Source organism: Alicyclobacillus macrosporangiidus CPP55, from assembly GCF_000702485.1.
Classification (GTDB): Bacteria; Bacillota; Bacilli; order Alicyclobacillales; family Alicyclobacillaceae; genus Alicyclobacillus_H; species Alicyclobacillus_H macrosporangiidus_B.
In genome coordinates this window covers 80,837-98,807 of record NZ_JNIL01000001.1, presented here as the reverse complement: position 1 = coordinate 98,807, position 17,971 = coordinate 80,837, and the positions used below count along the sequence as shown (strand labels likewise).

18 protein-coding genes and 2 riboswitches are annotated in these 17,971 nt (G+C 63.3%); of the genes, 10 read left to right on the top strand and 8 right to left on the bottom strand.

Annotated features, from left to right (window positions below; all coding sequences use genetic code 11):
* Positions 1–85: 85 nt before the first annotated feature.
* Entirely contained in the window at positions 86–817 is a 732-nt protein-coding gene (locus N687_RS0100550) for a MerR family transcriptional regulator (RefSeq protein ID WP_029420010.1), read from the top strand.
* A gap of 141 nt (positions 818–958) precedes the next feature.
* On the opposite strand, the gene N687_RS0100545 is transcribed toward N687_RS0100550, so the two are convergent.
* The 5 genes from N687_RS0100545 to N687_RS0100525 all read right to left on the bottom strand — a co-directional run bounded on the left by N687_RS0100545 (position 959) and on the right by N687_RS0100525 (position 5,972).
* Positions 959–1,405: a type II toxin-antitoxin system HicB family antitoxin gene (locus tag N687_RS0100545; RefSeq protein WP_029420009.1), complete on the bottom strand. Its 447-nt coding sequence runs from the start codon at positions 1,403–1,405 to the stop codon at positions 959–961.
* A 99-nt stretch (positions 1,406–1,504) separates the two neighbouring features.
* The gene (locus N687_RS21800) at positions 1,505–2,146 is read right to left on the bottom strand and encodes an HAD hydrolase family protein (protein WP_197029174.1); all 642 of its coding nucleotides are present in this window, start codon (positions 2,144–2,146) and stop codon (positions 1,505–1,507) included.
* An 11-nt stretch (positions 2,147–2,157) separates the two neighbouring features.
* A complete protein-coding gene (locus N687_RS0100535) occupies positions 2,158–3,591 on the bottom strand; it encodes a glycosyltransferase family 4 protein (RefSeq protein WP_231493358.1) in 1,434 nt (477 codons plus the stop codon).
* Positions 3,588–4,913: a nucleotide sugar dehydrogenase gene (locus N687_RS0100530; protein WP_051662823.1), complete on the bottom strand. Its 1,326-nt coding sequence runs from the start codon at positions 4,911–4,913 to the stop codon at positions 3,588–3,590. The genes N687_RS0100535 and N687_RS0100530 overlap by 4 nt, the downstream gene beginning before the upstream one ends.
* Positions 4,914–5,201: 288 nt before the next feature.
* Positions 5,202–5,972, bottom strand: a complete 771-nt coding sequence (locus tag N687_RS0100525; protein ID WP_029420005.1) for an SDR family oxidoreductase — start codon at positions 5,970–5,972, stop codon at positions 5,202–5,204.
* Positions 5,973–6,216: 244 nt separating this feature from the next.
* On the opposite strand from N687_RS0100525, the gene N687_RS20495 reads away from it, so the two are divergent.
* From N687_RS20495 to N687_RS0100510, 3 genes are all read left to right on the top strand, one after another.
* Positions 6,217–6,435 carry a hypothetical protein gene (locus N687_RS20495; protein ID WP_035461961.1) on the top strand — a complete coding sequence of 73 codons (219 nt, stop codon included), beginning with the start codon at positions 6,217–6,219 and terminating at the stop codon, positions 6,433–6,435.
* 160 nt (positions 6,436–6,595) lie between these two features.
* Positions 6,596–7,576: a phosphodiester glycosidase family protein gene (locus N687_RS0100515; RefSeq protein WP_035461958.1), complete on the top strand. Its 981-nt coding sequence runs from the start codon at positions 6,596–6,598 to the stop codon at positions 7,574–7,576.
* Positions 7,577–7,580: 4 nt separating this feature from the next.
* Entirely contained in the window at positions 7,581–8,555 is a 975-nt protein-coding gene (locus N687_RS0100510; protein WP_029420003.1) for a hypothetical protein, read from the top strand.
* Positions 8,556–8,633: 78 nt separating this feature from the next.
* Here N687_RS0100510 and N687_RS0100505 read toward each other — a convergent pair whose 3' ends face one another.
* The 3 genes from N687_RS0100505 to N687_RS0100495 are packed head-to-tail and all read right to left on the bottom strand — an operon-like array spanning position 8,634 to position 10,606.
* Positions 8,634–8,921: a Dabb family protein gene (locus N687_RS0100505; RefSeq protein WP_029420002.1), complete on the bottom strand. Its 288-nt coding sequence runs from the start codon at positions 8,919–8,921 to the stop codon at positions 8,634–8,636.
* 4 nt (positions 8,922–8,925) lie between these two features.
* A complete protein-coding gene (locus tag N687_RS0100500; RefSeq protein ID WP_081841612.1) occupies positions 8,926–9,531 on the bottom strand; it encodes a methionine ABC transporter permease in 606 nt (201 codons plus the stop codon).
* 46 nt (positions 9,532–9,577) lie between these two features.
* A complete protein-coding gene (locus tag N687_RS0100495) occupies positions 9,578–10,606 on the bottom strand; it encodes a methionine ABC transporter ATP-binding protein (protein WP_029420000.1) in 1,029 nt (342 codons plus the stop codon).
* Positions 10,607–10,724: 118 nt separating this feature from the next.
* A riboswitch (SAM riboswitch) is annotated at positions 10,725–10,824 on the bottom strand.
* Positions 10,825–11,015: 191 nt separating this feature from the next.
* Positions 11,016–11,133, top strand: a riboswitch (SAM riboswitch).
* A gap of 122 nt (positions 11,134–11,255) precedes the next feature.
* Between N687_RS0100495 and N687_RS0100490 the strand changes: the two genes are divergently transcribed.
* From N687_RS0100490 to N687_RS21795, 6 genes are all read left to right on the top strand, one after another.
* Complete coding sequence (locus N687_RS0100490) at positions 11,256–12,128, top strand: MetQ/NlpA family ABC transporter substrate-binding protein (RefSeq protein WP_029419999.1); 873 nt, start codon at positions 11,256–11,258, stop codon at positions 12,126–12,128.
* A gap of 117 nt (positions 12,129–12,245) precedes the next feature.
* Complete coding sequence (locus N687_RS0100485) at positions 12,246–13,190, top strand: DMT family transporter (protein WP_231493357.1); 945 nt, start codon at positions 12,246–12,248, stop codon at positions 13,188–13,190.
* Between the two features lie 69 nt (positions 13,191–13,259).
* Entirely contained in the window at positions 13,260–13,535 is a 276-nt protein-coding gene (locus tag N687_RS0100480; protein WP_029419997.1) for a DUF1292 domain-containing protein, read from the top strand.
* Positions 13,536–13,545: 10 nt separating this feature from the next.
* Complete coding sequence (locus N687_RS0100475) at positions 13,546–15,303, top strand: ABC transporter transmembrane domain-containing protein (RefSeq protein ID WP_029419996.1); 1,758 nt, start codon at positions 13,546–13,548, stop codon at positions 15,301–15,303.
* Positions 15,304–15,338: 35 nt separating this feature from the next.
* Positions 15,339–17,126, top strand: coding sequence for an ABC transporter ATP-binding protein (locus N687_RS0100470; RefSeq protein ID WP_029419995.1), 1,788 nt, complete (start codon positions 15,339–15,341; stop codon positions 17,124–17,126).
* A gap of 90 nt (positions 17,127–17,216) precedes the next feature.
* The gene (locus tag N687_RS21795) at positions 17,217–17,960 is read left to right on the top strand and encodes an SGNH/GDSL hydrolase family protein (protein ID WP_029419994.1); all 744 of its coding nucleotides are present in this window, start codon (positions 17,217–17,219) and stop codon (positions 17,958–17,960) included.
* The last annotated feature ends 11 nt before the right edge of the window (positions 17,961–17,971 follow it).

Below are 17,971 nucleotides of genomic sequence, written 5' to 3'. Positions count from 1 at the left end.
ATGTACATTGGCCCTTGATCCTCACGTAACGTGAGGATGTACGTTAAGAGCGCCGGCATGATTTTAAGGAGGTCTCCGGGAGGGAATGGGAACAGACGCAAACGTTTGGAGAGTCGGTGAGGTCGCGGATTTAACGGGATTGTCCGTGCGGACGCTGCACTACTACGAGGAGATGGGACTGCTGGTACCATCGGATCGTACGGAGACCGGCCATCGTCGGTATACCGAGGCGGACCTTGCGCGACTGCAGCAAATCCTTTCGTTGAAGAGCATCGGGTTTTCGCTCGAGGAAATCCGCGATTGTCTGAACAACCCCGATTTCTCGCCGCTCACCGTGCTGAACCTGCACATGGACCAGATCCGTAGGCACATCGAGGCGTTGATGGAGTTGCACAAGCGCCTGGAGACGGTGGCAGATCACTTGCGACAACGGGAATCGGTCAGTGCTCAGGAATTCATTTATCTGATGGAGGGGATACGCATGGCAGAGAAGTACCCGTTCACGCCGGAACAAATGGAAAAGATCCGGAAGCAGGGTGAACTGCTTGGCCAGGACAAGATTCGGGAAGTCGAACAGGAATGGCCAGAATTGATTGCCAAGGTCAAGGCGGAGATGGAGAAGGGAACGCCTCCCGACAGTCCCGAAGTTCGCCAACTGGCCCGGCGGTGGAAGGAGCTCATCGAAATGTTTACTGGTGGCGACCCGGGCATCGCTGCGACACTCAAGAAGCGCTACACGGAGGAACCCGGTTACGCAGCCCAGTTTGGCATGAGCCGCGAGCTGTTGGAATACGTGGCAAAAGCGATGGAGTCATGAAGAACCGGTCTGTGGCAGCGGTTGCCACGGCGAACGGAAATACCTCGGCACACGACATGCCGGGGTATTTCATCCGCCGCATTATAGAGGATACGGTTGAGAAAAGGACGACCGCAAAGGTCGTTCCTTTTTTTTCTGGGTTCATCCGCTCACGTGTTCGATGTGAAGCTGACGGCGAATTCCGTTCTGGAGAATCTGCGAGTAGTTTAGACCTTCCTCGTCTGCGTACTCCTTCATCCAGCGCGGAATTGTGCAATTCACGCGGACAGAACGGTTCCGCTCGTTGTCCTCGTTCTCCATCCACGCCTCGATGAGCGAGACGAATCCTCCGTATCCCTCATACTCGTTGTGCCAAGTGATGTCCTCCGGCTTGCTCGGTTCTGGAATTGGCGTTCCCTCTTTTTTCATCTGGCGAAGAACCATCTCCAGAACCTCGCGAGCGTTCTTGTAGGCTTCGCGAAGGTTCGATCCGCAAGAATATGCTCCCTGATTCTCCAAGTCAGGGAACACGACGGCGTAGCTTCCGCCTGGTTCCGCAAGGAACACGCAAGGGAAAAGGTATCGTTCTATTTGTGGCACCTCCAACACACCAGGCTACTCCTCATCATAATACGCATTTTAGGTGCGCATCAATCCTTGCTGGTCACAACCTGGTTTGGAGATTCGGATAGGGGAACACAAGCCAGATCACGCCAGACGCAAGTCGGCCTCTGCGATGATCCTCTCCATCACCTGCGCCACACCGCACTCGTCGTTGGAGGCGGTTCTTAGCGAAATCTGCTCCAACACCACCGGCTCGGCGTTCGCCACCGCGTAACCCTTCCCGGCGTAGCGAAGCAGGTCGACATCGTTCTCTCCGTTCCCGAAAGCGATCACGTTGGCCAGCGGAATTTTCAATGGTTCAATCACGCGGATAACGCCGGACAGCTTCGTGGTCCCACGCGCCGTGAGCTCCAGTTCGCCCTGCTCGGTGCGGGCGATTTCAAACGCGTTCCAGGAGCGAAGCTCTGCGTACACCTGCGCCTGCCGTAAGGAGTCTCGGCATCCTACGGCGACTTTGAGGACGGGTTCGGCAGGCTGGCCCAAGTAATTCCGCAGGTCGTGCGGCAGAAGAACCTCTGGATTTCGGAAATGTACTCCCCACACGCGCTGCACGTAGTCCAGCTGGTCATTGCGGCACACCGTGTAGCGGTGTCCCATCAGCCTGCAGTGCAGACGCTGTTCTTCCACCCACTCGATGAGCCGCAGCAACGGTTCCTCTCCGATCCGGGAACAAGAGAGCGACTTGCCGGTAGACGATTCGACCACGTCCGCCCCGTTCAATGCCACCACGGGCGCATTCAATCGCGAACAACAACGGTCCTCTCATGGTGCTCCCCCTCCCGGGAATCTGCCTGGCCTAACCTGCCTCGCCGCCGGCCCTGTGACTGCGCCGCACCGGTTTGAACCAAGCGGTCCATCAGGGCTGCCAATTGCTGCGTTTGCTTCTGCCGCGTGTACATCTCCACCGTTCCGGGGCGCTGGGCGTCTTGTCCGTCTTCACTCCGCCAACTCATCAGACTCCGGAGGGCCTCAGCGACAGCCTCCGGTTTGTACGGATCGACCACGATGCCGCCGTTGGCCGACCGGATGATGTCCGCAGCTTCGCAATCCGGCAACAACGCGAGGATGGGCCTGCCTGCGTAGAGGTATTCGTACACTTTTCCCGGCACGTAATCGCGCGCACTCGAAGGGCGATCACCAAACAGCAGCAGGGCGTCGGCGGACATCATCCGGGCGAGGACCTCCTTTCTCGGGAGGTATCCCAGAACCTCGACCACCTCCTGCAGATCCAACTGTTCCACCAGCCTCCGGTTGTCCTCATAACCCGGGTAGTCGAACACACCGGCGAATTGAACACGGATTTCGTCGCGGCGCACATACCCGTACCGCAGGAGACGGCTCAGTGCTTGGAAAAAAACAGCTGGAGAGCGAGCAGGATACAGAATTCCCGCATACAGAAGGGTGAACCGGTCAGACTTTGGATACGGCGATTCTGACGGAAAATCGGACGGATCCACCCCATTCCGAATCACCCGGATGTTTTTCCGCACATGCGGGTACTTCCGGTCAAACAACGCTTTGAAGCCATCCGTTACGGTGATCACAGCCGAGGCGCCGTGAAACACCTGTCTCTCCATCCAACCTTCCAGTCGGCGCCTGAATCCTCTGTGCGAGAAATGAAAGTTGTCCGTCCACGGGTCGCGGAAATCCGCGACCCACTTTGTTCGCGTCAGCCAGTGGATCAGGAGGCCTGCGACGTGCGTGCTGTTCGGCCCCGAAGTCGTGTACACGCAGTCCACGCCCAGCTCCTTGGCCAATTTGATCCCTTCCCGCGCTGCGAACAAAGCCCACACCACGTGCTCATCCGGAACGAACAGCGCCTGCTTGAGTTTTTTCAGAGTGCTCCGAACCATCCGTTTGAACCACGGCAGGCGAGTGGGACGGTGTGTCGGGCCGCCACTCGTCGTAGTTTTCGAGATCGCCTTTCCCACCCACTTCGACACCGGGTCGGACACCCTCACAACCGTGACATCTGCCGGAACCTCCTGCAGCAGCGAGGGGTCCATGGTCGCGGCGTACACGTCCGCGGACGTCAGCACGGTGACCTTCCAGCCGAAACCGCCCAGGTACCGGGCGAATTTCAACGGGCGCTGAACGGCCATTCCCCCGACTGGGGGAAACGCGTGGCAGATGATGAGAACCGTTTTGGCACGCGCCTTGTCCGCGATCACCGGTCGACACCCCGGCTCGCCCAGGCCAGCTCTCCCTCTCGTTGTGAAGGGTCCGAAGCGAGGGATCTCCGCAGGCGGTGTTTCAAATCGACGATCACCGCCGGTTGGCGACACATGCGGAGTGCTCGCGCAAGGTCGAATTCCTCAAACGCCTGCTGCCACGCTGCGACAATCACCCCGTCCGCTCCGTACAGGCACGATTCCAAGGTGGAGACCTGGAACGGGAATTGCATCGGCACCGTCGGGTCGAACGCGCGTACGACCGCTCCCCTTTGCAGCAGGTGCTCCGCGCACGCCAACGCCGGACTGTGGCGGACATCGTTCGACCCGTCCTTCATCCCGAGGCCGAGGATGGCAATCGTGCACTCATCCAAGCTCTTGCCGACAGCGATGAGTTGCTTGGCCAATCGCTCCACCGTGCGAGCCGGCGCGGTCTCGTTGATGCCGCGCGCCAACTTCAGGAGCGGTAACGTGCGGCCAGCAGGCAGGGACGCCGCGAGGTAAGCGTAGGCACTGGGGATGCAGTAGCCGCCGACGCCGATGCCTGGTTCGAGCAGACGCACGCGAGGATGCGTGTTCGCGAGCCGAATCAACTCGTACACGTCCACACCGTGGTGCTCAGCAATCTCTTTGATCTGATGCGCCAACGCAATGTTCACGTCTCGTTGCACGTTTTCGATCACCTTGGTCAACTGAGCCGTCCGAAGGTCCGTCACATGAATCGTGCCCGCCGTCAGATGGGAGAGCAAATCGGCCGCCTTGGCTGCGCACTGCGGGGTCAGACCTGCGAGGACAACGTCGAGCGTCTGAAACTCGTGCAGAGCCCGCCCCTCTGCGACCCGCTCCGCGGCGTACGCCACGTGAAAGTCGACCCCCGGCGTCATCTGGCTGGCCTCGCGCAACCGGGGAATGATTTTATCTTCCATCATTCCTGGAACGACGGTGCTGCGGACCAGCACCAAGTCGCTCGGCTTCAACACCTTGCCCAGTTGCTCCATGGCGATGAGCAGGGGAGCTTCGTTGAGCGTCCCCTCCTTTGTGACCGGAACACCCACCGTGACGATGTAGGCCCGCCCTTCCCAGGCCGCGACGGAGATGTGAGTGGTCGGTATAAACCGACCCGAGGACAGGTGGCGTTGCAGGATGGACTCCAGGGTTTCTCCGTTCAGCGTTTCCGAAACCGTGGTCCGTCCACGGCACAGCTCGTTCACCTTGTCCTCGTCGATATCTACCCCCACGACTCTGTATCCTTTTTCGCAGAGACACAGTGCCAAGGGAAGTCCGATGTACCCCAAGCCGACAACGCCAATTGTTCCGTCCACAGCAACCCCTCCTTACTTCCAAACCTAGCGGAGTCGTGTGGATTTCCGGTGAATGCACTGTAAAGGGTTGACGAAGGATTCGATAATACCAAGGATTTTCAGTCAACCTTTCACATAGAAATACAAAGATGAAGGAGCACCGGTCACTAGGATCGGTGCTCCTGCCGTCGCCGGCACTGGCCTGTCGGACAGCCTCGTCGCGTTCGCTCCGTACAGAGTACTTCGGCAGCGCGCTGTTCGCATCCGGCCCGGTACCACACCCGGGGGGCTGCTTCGGCGAGGGGCTGTTCAGCTGCCTGTGAAGCCAGGATTGTTCCGCACAAATCCGGCCCACATCTGGCGCGCCGCCTCCGTCGCCGCGCGGGCGCTCAGGCCGAGCCGTTCCTCGGTGCCCCCGTACCCGATCTCCACCCTGCCTTCGCGAAGCGCCGCAAACACCGCGTCGGCGAACGCGTCAACAGGCACGCCGAAGGTGTGCAGGCCAGGTCCGCCGAGATCCGTGTTCACCGCCGGTGGCAGCACCTCCACCACCTCGACCGCGGTCCCTTCCAGCTGTATCCGCAATGACACGGTATAACTGTGCAGCGCCGCCTTCGTGGCGCTGTACACCGGCGCCCAGGCGGCCGGTGCCAACGCCAGGCCGGAGGATACGTGGATCACGGCCGCGCGCGGCTGCCGAACCAGATGTGGCAGCAGCAACTGGGTAAGGTGGACCGGAGCAGCAAAGTTGATCTGGATCTCCTGCTCCAGCTGCGACCACGGCAATGGACTGTGCAGCACGTGCGTGCGCTGCTGAATGCCCGCGTTTTGCACCACGACGTTCAGGTGCGGGAACTGCTGGAAGAGCCACTCCGCCAGCCCAGCCCGCTGGACTGGATCCGCGAGATCGCAGGCACGGGTGTGAAGCTCCGGATGGCGCGCCCGGGCTTCCTCCAACTTGGCCTCACGGCGCCCGCAGATGATCACCTGGTTGCCCGCTTTCAGGAACCGCTCGGCCAGTGCTAGGCCGATGCCGGTGGCGCCGCCGGTGATGAGCACCGTATTACCGGTCATTTGCATTCTCACAGCCTCCTCGTTCAGGATGATCTTGCCTGTGGCATCCCCCTCCGTTATACCATCGTTTCCCGCGCAGCGCCCGCCTGTGTCCCTCTCCGCGCCGCGCTCATCCCGAACGCACCGTCCCGTACGCCCCGTCGCGAACCATCGTTTTGCGCGTGTCTGGGCCAACCGCCCGGGTGCGCGCGGCTGCCAAGTCATACACTGCAGCGAGAGCACAACCGGACAGCGTTGGAGGTCGAACGCCATGCGGCTGGACACGCTGATCAAGTTCGGGTCTTTGGTATTCAGCGTGGCACAGGACGAACGGGTGCAGGAGATGGTCAAGATGGCCCACAAAGGCGCCAAGCGCCGCGGCTGGCTGCCGTCCGGGGCCCCCATCTTCCCGCCCTCTGGGCCGATGGTGCCGCCGTACGCCCATGCGAGCGGCCCCGGCTTGCATCGGCGGCCCGGAACGGGCCGGTGATCCCTCTTCGGTGGCGGGTTGTGGGCCCGCCGATGACCCTTCCGTCCGGGGACGGCCGTCGCGGCCGCCCCCGCCCCGTCTAGCGAGCCTGTCGAAATATGTGGTAGAATGTCCTCGATATCCATGGGTTTCGGTGTGCCCGAAATCGGGAGGAGGAGCCATGCGCAAGCTGGTCGCCGGAATCGCGGCGCTTTTGTATATATACGTGTCGTCCTCACTGCTCCTGTTCGCCGGACCGTTTACGGCGCTGCGTGGATTCGTCATCGATTCTCTGGCGACCACGCGGCATCAGTACCTGCTGCGGCCCCTGTCTTTGTTTCTGCTGTCTGACGCGGAGATCGCGGCACACATGCCGCACATTCTGGACACGAACGCCCGCGTCACCAGTGCGGACATGAGCGTGACGGAAGACTTTCGCAATGTGACCGACAACTCCATCGAGATCCACGACTACACCGGCCGAACCTTCCAGGCGAAAGTGATGCTGGTGCACAACCCGAACCTGGTGAAGGTGGCGGTCACGAAGGATCTCGGTGTAGCCGGGCAGACCGTGTCCGAAATGGTGGCCGAAAACCACGCCATCGCCGGCATCAACGCGGGCGCTTTCCAGGACGTGGGCTGGCATGGGACCGGTGGCATGCCGCTCGGGATCACGATGCACGACGGCAAGCTGATTGGGAACGACCAGAGCCAGTGGTATCAACAGCCGGTGATCGGCATCACGGACGAGGGAGTGCTCGTCGCCGGCAACTACTCGGTCGCCCAGTTGAAGCAACTGCATGTGCAGGAGGCGGTCTCCTTCGGGCCGGTTCTGGTTCGTGACGGCAAGGGCCAAGTGCAGGGGGACGGCGGCTGGGGCTTGGCGCCCCGTACCGCCATCGGCCAGAGGGCGGACGGCACCATCATCTTCGTCGTCACCGACGGCCGCTTCATCCATGGACCGGACAACCTGGGCGCGTCCCTGAAGGACGTGCAGGACATCATGCTCGAGTACGGCGCCACCATCGCGGTGAACCTCGACGGGGGTTCCTCGTCGACGATGGTGTATAACGGAAAACTGGTGAACCAACCCGTGGACATCCTCGGTGAACGCAAGGTCGCCACAGCGTTCATCGTGATGCCGAACGAGAACAGGGGGTGAGCGCGTGGAGCGGAAACGGCGCAAGACCGGGCGCCGCATTCTCGCCTTTGTGGCGGTCGTGACCGCAGTGCAGGTCGGCACGTTCTACCATTACAACGCCATTCTCGCGGGGGCTCAGCCGTCCGCCGAAAATCGGACTGCCCAGACGCCGTCCCGGCCGAATGACACCGCGAAACAGCAGTTGGCAAAGCTCAAACAGCTGCACCCGACGCTGGCCGTATCCGACGACGGCCGGTACGCCGCCTACGCCGACGACGGCCACCAGGTGCACGTGGTGGAGCTGGGCAAGCCGGATGAGGTGGCTTCCGTTCAGATGAAAGCTCCTGTGGTGTATCTGAAGTGGGTGCAGGACAGCGCCTTGTTCGTGGGCGAGAAGTTCGACGCCGGGTCGGACCACCGCTTGGCGCTGGCGACCATCGACGTCTCCACGCAGACGGTCCGGCTCATCCAGACGTTCTCTCACCTGTACGCGACGACCACGTTCAAAGATATCGAGTTCAGCGATACGACCAACGACATCTATGTGCTGATCGGGAACAGCCAGTCGGACCAGGTGTACCACTTCAATATCATGAGCGAGATGTCTCAGGTCCCGCTGGGCGGCCGCCGCATCGATCGAATTGCGGTGAGCGCCACCACAAACGACCTGTACGTGCAGGATTTCGCAGAGGGAACGCACAACGTCCTGGTCTACAACAGCAAGTACGGCCTGACCCTGATCCGGCGCAACGCTGCGCTGTTGCGCGCCGTCGACAACGACCTGTACTACGCCGCGCTGAATGACAGCGGTGAAGCCACCGCGGTCTACCGGTACTCTCCTCCCACAACGCCGGCAGGCACCGGCAATGCGACGGCAGGGACTTCTTCCGGCTCTGGCACGTCGACCCTCGTCAAGACCCTGGACACGCCGGTCGATCCCGCCGCCATCCAGGTGTCGGATGACGGCGCCATCTCCGTTCAGCCCGCGAACCCCTCCTGACGCCCGTCCAAAGGGGCGCATCGGCCACGGTACGTGGTGGATGCGCCCCTTTTCGCGGCGCGGGTCCCGACCGGTCCCTTACGACTCGAAATCGACGGCCGCCGACCCGGCCACCTCCTTCTTCAGCTCGGACAACAGCGCCTGATGCACCGGGTGTACCTGATAGGCCTGCATGTCCGCCAGCGAATCGAACCGGGCGATGAGCGCGAGATCATACGAGCGCGCCTCATGGAGCACGTCGACGCCGGCCTCAATGGACTTGAGCTCGGGGATCTTGCCCTGCATGTCGAGGATTTGCTGGCGAAGGCGCTCCGCCGTCTCCGGACGCGGATCCTTCAACTTGAAAAACACGATATGCGTGAACACCCCATCAACCTCCCCGCCGGGACAGCCGGGCGACCCACCAATCGCCGATGCCCTGCATCACTTGTACCAATACCATCATCACCACAATGGTAACCAACATCACGTCCGTTTGGAAGCGGTCGTACCCGTAGCGCACCGCCAGGTCACCCAACCCGCCGCCGCCGATCACACCCGCCATCGCCGAATAGCTCACCAGCGCAACCGCCGTGATCACGATGCCGGACAGGACCCCGGCCCTCGCCTCCGGCAGGAGCACCCACCACACGATCTGCCACGTGGACGCCCCCATCGCCTGCGCGGCCTCAATCACCCCTGGATCGACCTCCCGCAGGGCGGTCTCGGCGAGGCGTGCGTAAAACGGCGCGGCGCCGACCACCAGCGGCACGATGGCGGCATTGGTGCCGATGGAGGTGCCCATCACCCACTCCGTAAACGGAATGAGCGCGATCATCAGGATGATGAACGGCACCGACCGCAGCACGTTGACGATGAGCGACAGCACTTGGTACACGGGGCGGTTGGCCAACAGATGGTGCGGCGAGAACAGCACCAGCAACACGCCGATGGGCAGGCCGATCAACGTAGACAACAGGGTCCCCACCCCGACCATGTACAAGGTGGCCCCGGTGGCCTGCCAGATCTCCGGCCAGACGATGTCAGAGAGCACAGCGCCATCCCTCCTCGTCCCAGACGTCCACGCGGCAGCCGCGCCGGCGGAGCCACTGGAGCGCGTCACGCACCTGCATCGGTTCCCCCAGCCACTCCACGGTCAAGCGCGCGTACGGCTGATCCTTGACGGCATCCACCTTCCCGTGGAGGATGCTGAACCGAGTCGACGTGTGCGTCGCCGCCTCCTGCAGGAACGGCCCTTCCGCGGCGGCGCCCGCACAGACGATACGCGCCACCGTGCCTCCGGACCGCGGACGGACCTGACCCGCTTCCGGGTCATCCGCTTCCAGTAGGGAACGGGTGACCGCGTGGCGCGGAGAGACGAACACCTCGGTCAGCGGCCCTTCCTCCACCACCTGCCCGCGATCCATCACCGCCACGCGGTCGCACACCCGCTGGACGACCGCCATCTCGTGGGTCACCATGACAATGGTCAAGCCGAGGCGGCGTTGGATGTCGAGCAAAAGGTCGAGGATGGCACGGGTCGTGTTGGGGTCCAGGGCGCTGGTCGCCTCGTCGCACAATAGGACGGCCGGGTCGTTGGCCAGCGCCCTGGCGATGGCGACCCGTTGCTTCTGGCCGCCGGAGAGCTGCGCGGGATACTTGTGCTCATATCCGCCGAGGCCGACCAACTCCAGCAGTTCCCCCACCCGGGCCCGGGCCTGTCTGCGCGCCACCCCCGCCAACCGCAGGGGGAAGGCGACGTTGTCGGCGACGGTGGCCGATTGCAGCAGGTGAAAGTGCTGAAAGATCATCCCGATGCGGGCCCGTTCCCGCTGAAGGGCCCGGGCCGGCAGGTCGGTCAGGCGCTTGCCTGCCACGGTGACGGTGCCCTCCGTGGGACGTTCCAACAGGTTGATGCAGCGCAGGAGCGTGCTCTTGCCTGCGCCCGACTGGCCGATGATGCCGTACACCTGCCCTTCCTCCACGCGCAGCGTCACCCCCCGCAGCGCGTGCACGGACTGGCGGCCGGTTTGATACACCTTGTGAATGGACTCCAGCTCTATCGCGAACATGGTTGCCCTCCCCATGCGGTGGACGATTGGGTCCTCGGGAACCGCCCAGTAAAAACGCGCCCAGGAAGGGCGCGCGAAACAGAAAAGCGCCCGAGAAGGGCGCGTCCACGCGGCTCTTCTCTCATCTCTCGGACACAGGGGTCCGCAGGAATTGGCACCGACTCGAGGCCGGTTGCTGGGCTTCATTGGGCCTGTCCCTCAGCCGCTCTGGATGAGATCCCGCTGATGGAATTGTCTCGGACGCTAGCTTAGCGCCTGGGGACCGGCTTGTCAACCACCCGTGTAAAGTCTCGTACGGCTATTGACAAACGTCCGGCTCACCGCTAGGATGAGACAACGTACGCCGCGCGGCAACCGGTTCGGGCCATCGGGCCCGGCCCGGACACACAAATGCATACGTGAAGTTTCGCTCTTATCGAGAGAAGGTCGAGGGACTGGCCCGATGAAGCCCGGCAACCGGCGCGCGCCACCGGCGTTGCGCACGGTGCTAACTCCTGCGGAACCCTGGTGTTTCCGAGAGATGAGAGGCGTTAGGCTTGCATCGCCCTCGTTCTGGGAACGGGGGCTTTTTCATGGCCCGTCCGGGACACGCGGGACACCAGGAGGCCGCACGACACCTCAGACGACAACACAGGGAGGAGTTTTCATCATGCCACGTGCATCCATCGTTCGCTGGGCCGCTGCTTTGCTGGCCTCCACCGCCCTCGTCGCCGGTTGCGGCGCATCCCCGTCAAAGACGCCGTCGGCCGCCAACCATCCGACGGGCACGTCCGCGGAACCTGTCGTGCTCAAGGTCGGCGCAAGCCCCGTCCCGCACGCCGAGATCCTGAACGCTGTGAAGCCGGTGTTGGCCAAGGAAGGCATCGACCTGCAGGTGGTCGAATTCCAAGATTATGTTCAGCCCAACCGGGCATTGGCGGAGGGCAGCCTGGACGCGAACTTTTTCCAACACGTTCCATATCTGACAGAATACAATCAGCAAAACCACACAGACCTGGTGCCCACCGTGTCCGTGCACTTCGAGCCGCTCGGCCTGTATCCCGGCCGCAGCACATCGCTGTCGAATATCCCGGACGGCGCGAAGATCGCGGTGCCCAACGACACCACCAACGAGGCGCGCGCCCTGCTGCTGCTCCAGAACGCCGGGGTGATCTCGCTCAAACAGCCGCTGACCATCGATGAGACCAAGCAGGACATCACGGCGAATCCGCACCACGTGCAGATCGTCGAGCTGGATGCGGCGTCTATCCCGCGCCACCTCAAGGACGTCGATTACGCGGTGATCAACGGCAACTACGCCGTGCAGGCCGGACTGACCGTCGACAAGGCGCTGGCCAAGGAATCGGCGGACTCCCTGGCAGCGAAGACCTACGCCAACGTGGTCGTCGTGCGCAAGGGAGACGAAAATAAGCCGGCCATCCAGAAGCTCGACACAGCGCTGCAGTCAGACACGGTGCGGCAGTTCATCGAACAGCACTATCACGGTTCGGTCGTACCGGTGTTCGACGCGTTGAAGCACTGAACGATCCCTTTTCAACACCCGGGCCTCCGCTGAATCGGCCCGGCCGCCTTCCCATGGGATGGCGGCCGGGCTTGCGCTATACTGAAGCCAACTCCGCAAGGATGGGAGGGGATCCGGGTGACGAACGAAGTGCGGCAGACGTGCGCATCCGGCGCCTCTGGAATCGCGGCGCGGGAGACGGCACCTGTCCCTCCCGCCGTGCTCCTCGCCGCAGGCGTGATCGCCATCTCCTTCTCGGCCATCTTCATTAAATGGTGCAGCGCCCCCGCGCCCGTCATCGGCGCCTGGCGCCTGTGGCTGTCCGCCTTGCTTTTGTCGCCCGCCGCCTGGCGGCAGCGCCACGCCTTCGCCACGTTGTCCTCGCGGGACTGGGGCCTGCTCCTCGCTTCCGGAGGATTTCTCGGCCTTCACTTTCTGTTTTGGATCGGATCCCTGCACACCACGTCGGTGGCCAGCTCCATGATCATCACGGCGCTCCAGCCGCTGTTCGTCATGATAGGCGCCTTTTGGGCATTCGGGGAGCGCACGCCGCCCATGGGCTGGTGGGGCGTCGCCGTGGCCATGGCGGGAAGTGCGCTCATCCCGCTCGGGGATCGATACCAAGCCGGAGGTGCCTTGTACGGAGACCTCCTGTCCCTCTTGGGCACCGTCGCGATCTCGGGTTACCTCCTGGTCGGCCAAGCAGTTCGATCCCGCCTCCCCTCGGTCGTCTACAACCTGGTCGTGTTCTCCGTGGCTGCGCTGGTCCTGAGCCTCGCCTCCGCAGGGGCCGGGATCCCGCTGACCGGCTATCCCGCCCAGGACTGGGGATGGTTCGTCCTCCTCGCCGTCATCCCCACCCTGTTCGGTCACGCCCTCTTCAACTGGCTGCTGCGATTCGTCGAAGCGGCGACCATCTCGGTGACGGCCCTCGGCGAGCCGGTGGGCGCTATCGTGCTGGCGGCACTCTTGCTCCGCGAACCCGTGCGCTGGCCCCAGGTGGTGGGCGGACTGTTGGTATTGACCGGTGTCGCCCTCTACCTGCACACCATCCGGCGCCACCCCTCCGCATCCCGAGCCTGACCGGCCCGGCTCGCCAGGCCTCCCGCGTTTGTTGTAAGATAAGAAGGAATCGAGAGAGGAGACGATCCCATGGCTTGCGGATGTGGAAAAGATGCGTGCGGTTGCGCCGCGCCGCAGGAAATCCTGTTGCAGGACGAACACGGGCAGGTGCACACCTTTTTTGTGTCCGATCGGCTGACGGTCGGGGATCGCCAGTATGTGCTGGCGGTGAGCCTGGAGGAAGAGGAACGGTACGCGCTGCTCAAGGTGATCCGCGGTGCGGACGGGCGGGAGTACCTGACCAATATCCCGGACGAGGCGGAGTGGAACGAATTGCAGCAAGCGCTGCTGCAATTGGCGCGCTAGGAGGGTCGTTTTGCGGATTTTTCTCGATTTGGCCTGGTTCTTCCGGCAGGAATGGCACCGCTATCTGCTCGGGATCTCCATCCTGGCGGGTGTGGCGGTGCTGAACCTGATCCCGCCGCGCATCGTCGGCGGGCTGGTCGACGACATCAGCCACCAGCGCATCCGGGGGTCCATCTTGTTCCGCGACTTGGCGCTGTTGTTGGCCATCGCCCTGGTGGTGTACGCGCTGCGCCAAGTGTGGCGCCGGATGCTCTACTGGTCTGCGGCGCGGCTGGCCCGCTTGCTGCGCGATCGACTCTATCTTCACTATTCCCAATTGTCCCCCCGTTTTTATCAGCAGCATCGCGTCGGGGATCTGATGGCGCACGCCACCAATGACATCCAGGCCATCGAACAGACCGCCGGCGACGGCATCCTCACGTTGACGGACTCCATCACCACGGGCGCCCTGGTCGTCGGCACCATGGCGTTCACGATGAGTTGGAAATTGACGCTTGTGGTGTTGATCCCGATGCCGTTGATGGCCTGGGCCACGAGCCGCTACGGCTTGCTCTTGCACGACCGGTTTTTATTGGCGCAAGCGGCCTTTTCGGACCTCAACGGCAAGGTCCAGGAGAACATCAGCGGCGTCCGCGTCATCAAAGCCTTCGGCAAGGAGGAGGCAGAACGGCGTGCGTTTGCGGAACTTTCCGAGGAAGTGGTCGCAAGGAACGTGGCGGTCGCCCGCATCGACGCGCTGTTTGACCCGACCATTCAGCTCATCGTGGGGCTGTCCTACTTCCTCGCGGTCGCGGTCGGGGCGGTCTTGGTGGTGCGCGGCGGACTGACCATCGGTGGTTTGACAGCGTTCACGATGTACCTCGGCCAACTGATCTGGCCGATGCTCGCCTTCGGGTCCCTCATCAACATCGTGGAGCGCGGCCGCGCCTCCTACGATCGCGTTCGGCGACTGCTGGAAGAGCCCGTCGACATCCGGGATCACCCGGACGCCGCCGACACCCCGCCCGCAGGAGATCTGGAGGTTCGCATCGAGCGCTTCACGTATCCCGGTGCGGCGACCCCCGCCCTGTCGGACGTCCGGTTCCACCTGCCCCGCGGCGCCACGCTCGGCGTCGTCGGGCGCACCGGCAGCGGCAAGACGACCCTGCTGCGGCTGCTCCTGCGCGAGTTCGACGTGGAAGCGGGCGACATCGCCATCGGCGAGCGCTCCATCTACCAGGTCACGCTGCGTGCCCTGCGCCGCAGCATCGCCTACGTGCCGCAGGACCACTTTCTCTTCTCCGCCATCATCGCGGAAAACATCGCCTTTGCCAGACCGCAGGCCGGTCGGGACGAAATTGTCGCTGCCGCGCAGATGGCCGACGTGGACGCCGATATTCGGCGATTCCCGGGCGGTTACGACACCCTGGTCGGCGAGCGGGGCGTGACACTCTCCGGCGGACAGAAACAGCGCATCTCCATCGCCCGCGCTCTGCTGATGGACGCCGAGATCCTCGTCTTGGACGACGCCCTGTCAGCGGTGGACGCGCGCACCGAGGCGCGCATCCTGGCTGCGCTCAGGGAGAACCGGGCGGGTCGGACCACCGTGATCGCCGCCCACCGGTTGAGCGCCGTTCAGCATGCCGACCTGATTGTGGTGCTCGAGGGCGGACGCATCCGGGAGATGGGCCGGCATGAGGATCTGCTCGCGACAGGCGGCTGGTACGCGCAGACCTACGCCCATCAACAGCTGGAGGCGCTGGTCGAGGAGGGAGGGCATCCATGGTGAGCGTGACAACGGACGGCCGCCCGTCGGCGGCTGGCATGCGGACGGCTGCCCGCTCCGGCCCGGTACTCCGGCGTCTGCTGGCTTATGCGAAGCCGCATCGGAAGACCTTGGCCATCGCATTGACGCTGCTCGGGTTGGCGACGGCCGCCGACGTCATCAACCCAGTCCTGATGAAGGTGTTTATCGACGACTATTTGACACCGCGCCGGTTTCCGGCCGGGCCGCTGGCGGCCCTCGGCGGAGGATACCTGGCTCTGCTCACCGCCACGGTGGTCCTCAACTACCTGCAGCTCGTGTTGTTCCAGACCGTGGCGCTGCGCATCGTGCAGCAGCTGAGGGTGGACGTCTTTCATCACGTGCAAGGGCTGGGGCTCAGCTTCTTCGACCGCACGCCGGCAGGCGCCCTGATCTCTCGCATCACCAACGACACCGAGGCGGTCAAAGACCTGTTCGTCAGCGTTCTGTCCACATTCGTCCAGAATACGGTATTGTTAGCCGGCATCTTCGTGTCGATGTTCGCGCTGGACGCGCGCCTGGCCGCGTTCTGCCTGCTGCTCGCGCCGATCATCGGCCTGGCGATGGCGGTGTACGGACGTCTGAGCGGTCCGGTGTTTCAACGGACGCGCGAATGGCTGAGCCAGTTGAACACCCGGCTGAGCGAGTCCCTGCAGGGCATGCACGTGATCCAGGCCCTCGGCCAGGAGGAAAGGATGCGCCGGGTGTTTGCCGAGATCAATCAGGCGCACTTTCTCGCCCGTCTGCAGACCATCCGGCTCAATGGATGGCTCCTTCGTCCGCTCGTAGACCTCATCTACACGGCAGCGCTGATGCTGGTGCTGACCTGGTTCGGACTTCAGTCCCTCACGGGCCCGGTCGAAGTCGGCGTACTCTACGTCTTCGTCAACTATCTCGACCGGTTTTTCGAACCGGTGAATCAGATGATGATGCGCCTGAATCTGTTTCAACAGGCCATCGTCTCTGCCAAGCGGGTGTTTGACCTGCTCGACGACGCGTCCTTTGCCCCCGGCAAGACCGGGGATGGCACACCCCGCATCACGCGGGGGCACATCCGGTTCGAGAACGTCCGCTTTTCGTATGACGGCGAGACGGACGTGCTGGACGGCATCTCGTTCGAAGTACGGCCCGGCCAGACGGTGGCGCTGGTGGGCCACACGGGCTCGGGCAAGAGCAGCATCGTCAACCTGTTGATGCGGTTCTACCCGCTGGAGCACGGACGTATCACCATCGACGGCTGGCCCCTGGAGACCTTTTCGGACGAGGAGCTGCGGCGCAAGGTGGGACTCGTCCTGCAGGATCCGTTTTTGTTCACGGGCGACGTCATGGAGAACATCCGCCTCCACCGCCCCGAAGTCAGCGAGGCGGACGCGGTGGCTGCCGCCCGCTTCGTGCAGGCGCACCCGTTCATCGAACGCCTCCCCGAAGGCTACCGGACGGCGGTCGGGGAGCGGGGAGCGACCTTCTCTGCCGGGCAACGCCAACTGTTGTCCTTCGCCCGCACGATGGCTGGGGACCCGCTTATCCTCGTGCTCGACGAGGCCACGGCGAGCATCGACACGGAGACAGAGGAGGCCATCCAATCGGCGCTCGCAAGGATGCGGCGGGGCCGGACCACGCTCGCCATCGCGCACCGTTTGTCGACGATTCAAGACGCGGACCGCATTTTGGTCCTCCACCGCGGCCGCATCGTCGAGGAAGGTACCCATCAGGAACTGCTGTCATTGGGTGGCCTCTACCATAAGATGTACCTGCTTCAGCAAGGAGGCCCCCGTCTCGAGGCCGCGACTGCCACTGAGGGGGATTGACGCCATCCCGGTGGCTTCCCTGAGGCCGTTTGTGCGACTGTGGTGCCCGGTTCGGCACCTTTGGCATGTACTGATTCCGGAGGGGTGGTCATGCCACGGGACGTGTACCTGGCGCTCGGAGATTCCATCACATACGGTTACAACGCCTCGCACCCGGAGCGGACGTATGCCGCAATTGTCCACCGGCATGCCGCGCGGCAAGGATGGGCGGCGGGGCGCTTGGTGGTCGCCCAGCATCTGTGGACCGCTCAACGCCTGTTGGCAGCGGCGTCGGCCGTGCCGAGCGGCATCTGGGCGCGCGCGAGTTTCGCCACGGTGATGATCGGCGGCAACGACCTGCGCAAGCTGTTGCGACGGCAGTACCTGCCCCCGCCTCTGTCGACGATCTCGCCGGACCATGTGACTCGGCGCATCCACGCATTCGCGCAGGCCTTCGGGCCCTTGTGCAGGCTCTTGGCCCGCTCCGGGATCCCCCGGGTGGTTCTGTGCACGATCTATAATCCAGTACCGCACTCGCCGCTGGCGTCCGCCGGGATCGACCAGCTCAACGACATCATCTGCGCACAGGCGAAGGCGCATGGGTTTGCCTTGGCCGACGTCCATAGGGCGTTCTCCGGCCATGAGGCCGAATGGATCGACGGATACCGCAGCGGGCAGTTGGACGACCTGTTCTCGCCCATCCGCCGCCCCATCCATCCGAACGACGCAGGTCACGCGGCTATCGCTCACTGCATCCTGAACGCGATGCGCGATGACATACGCCTGAAGAGCCGACCCGCGAAGATTCGTCGGGCCGGGAAACATCGGCAGCCTCTGCATAACGACGCCCGCTGAGGAAGACAATA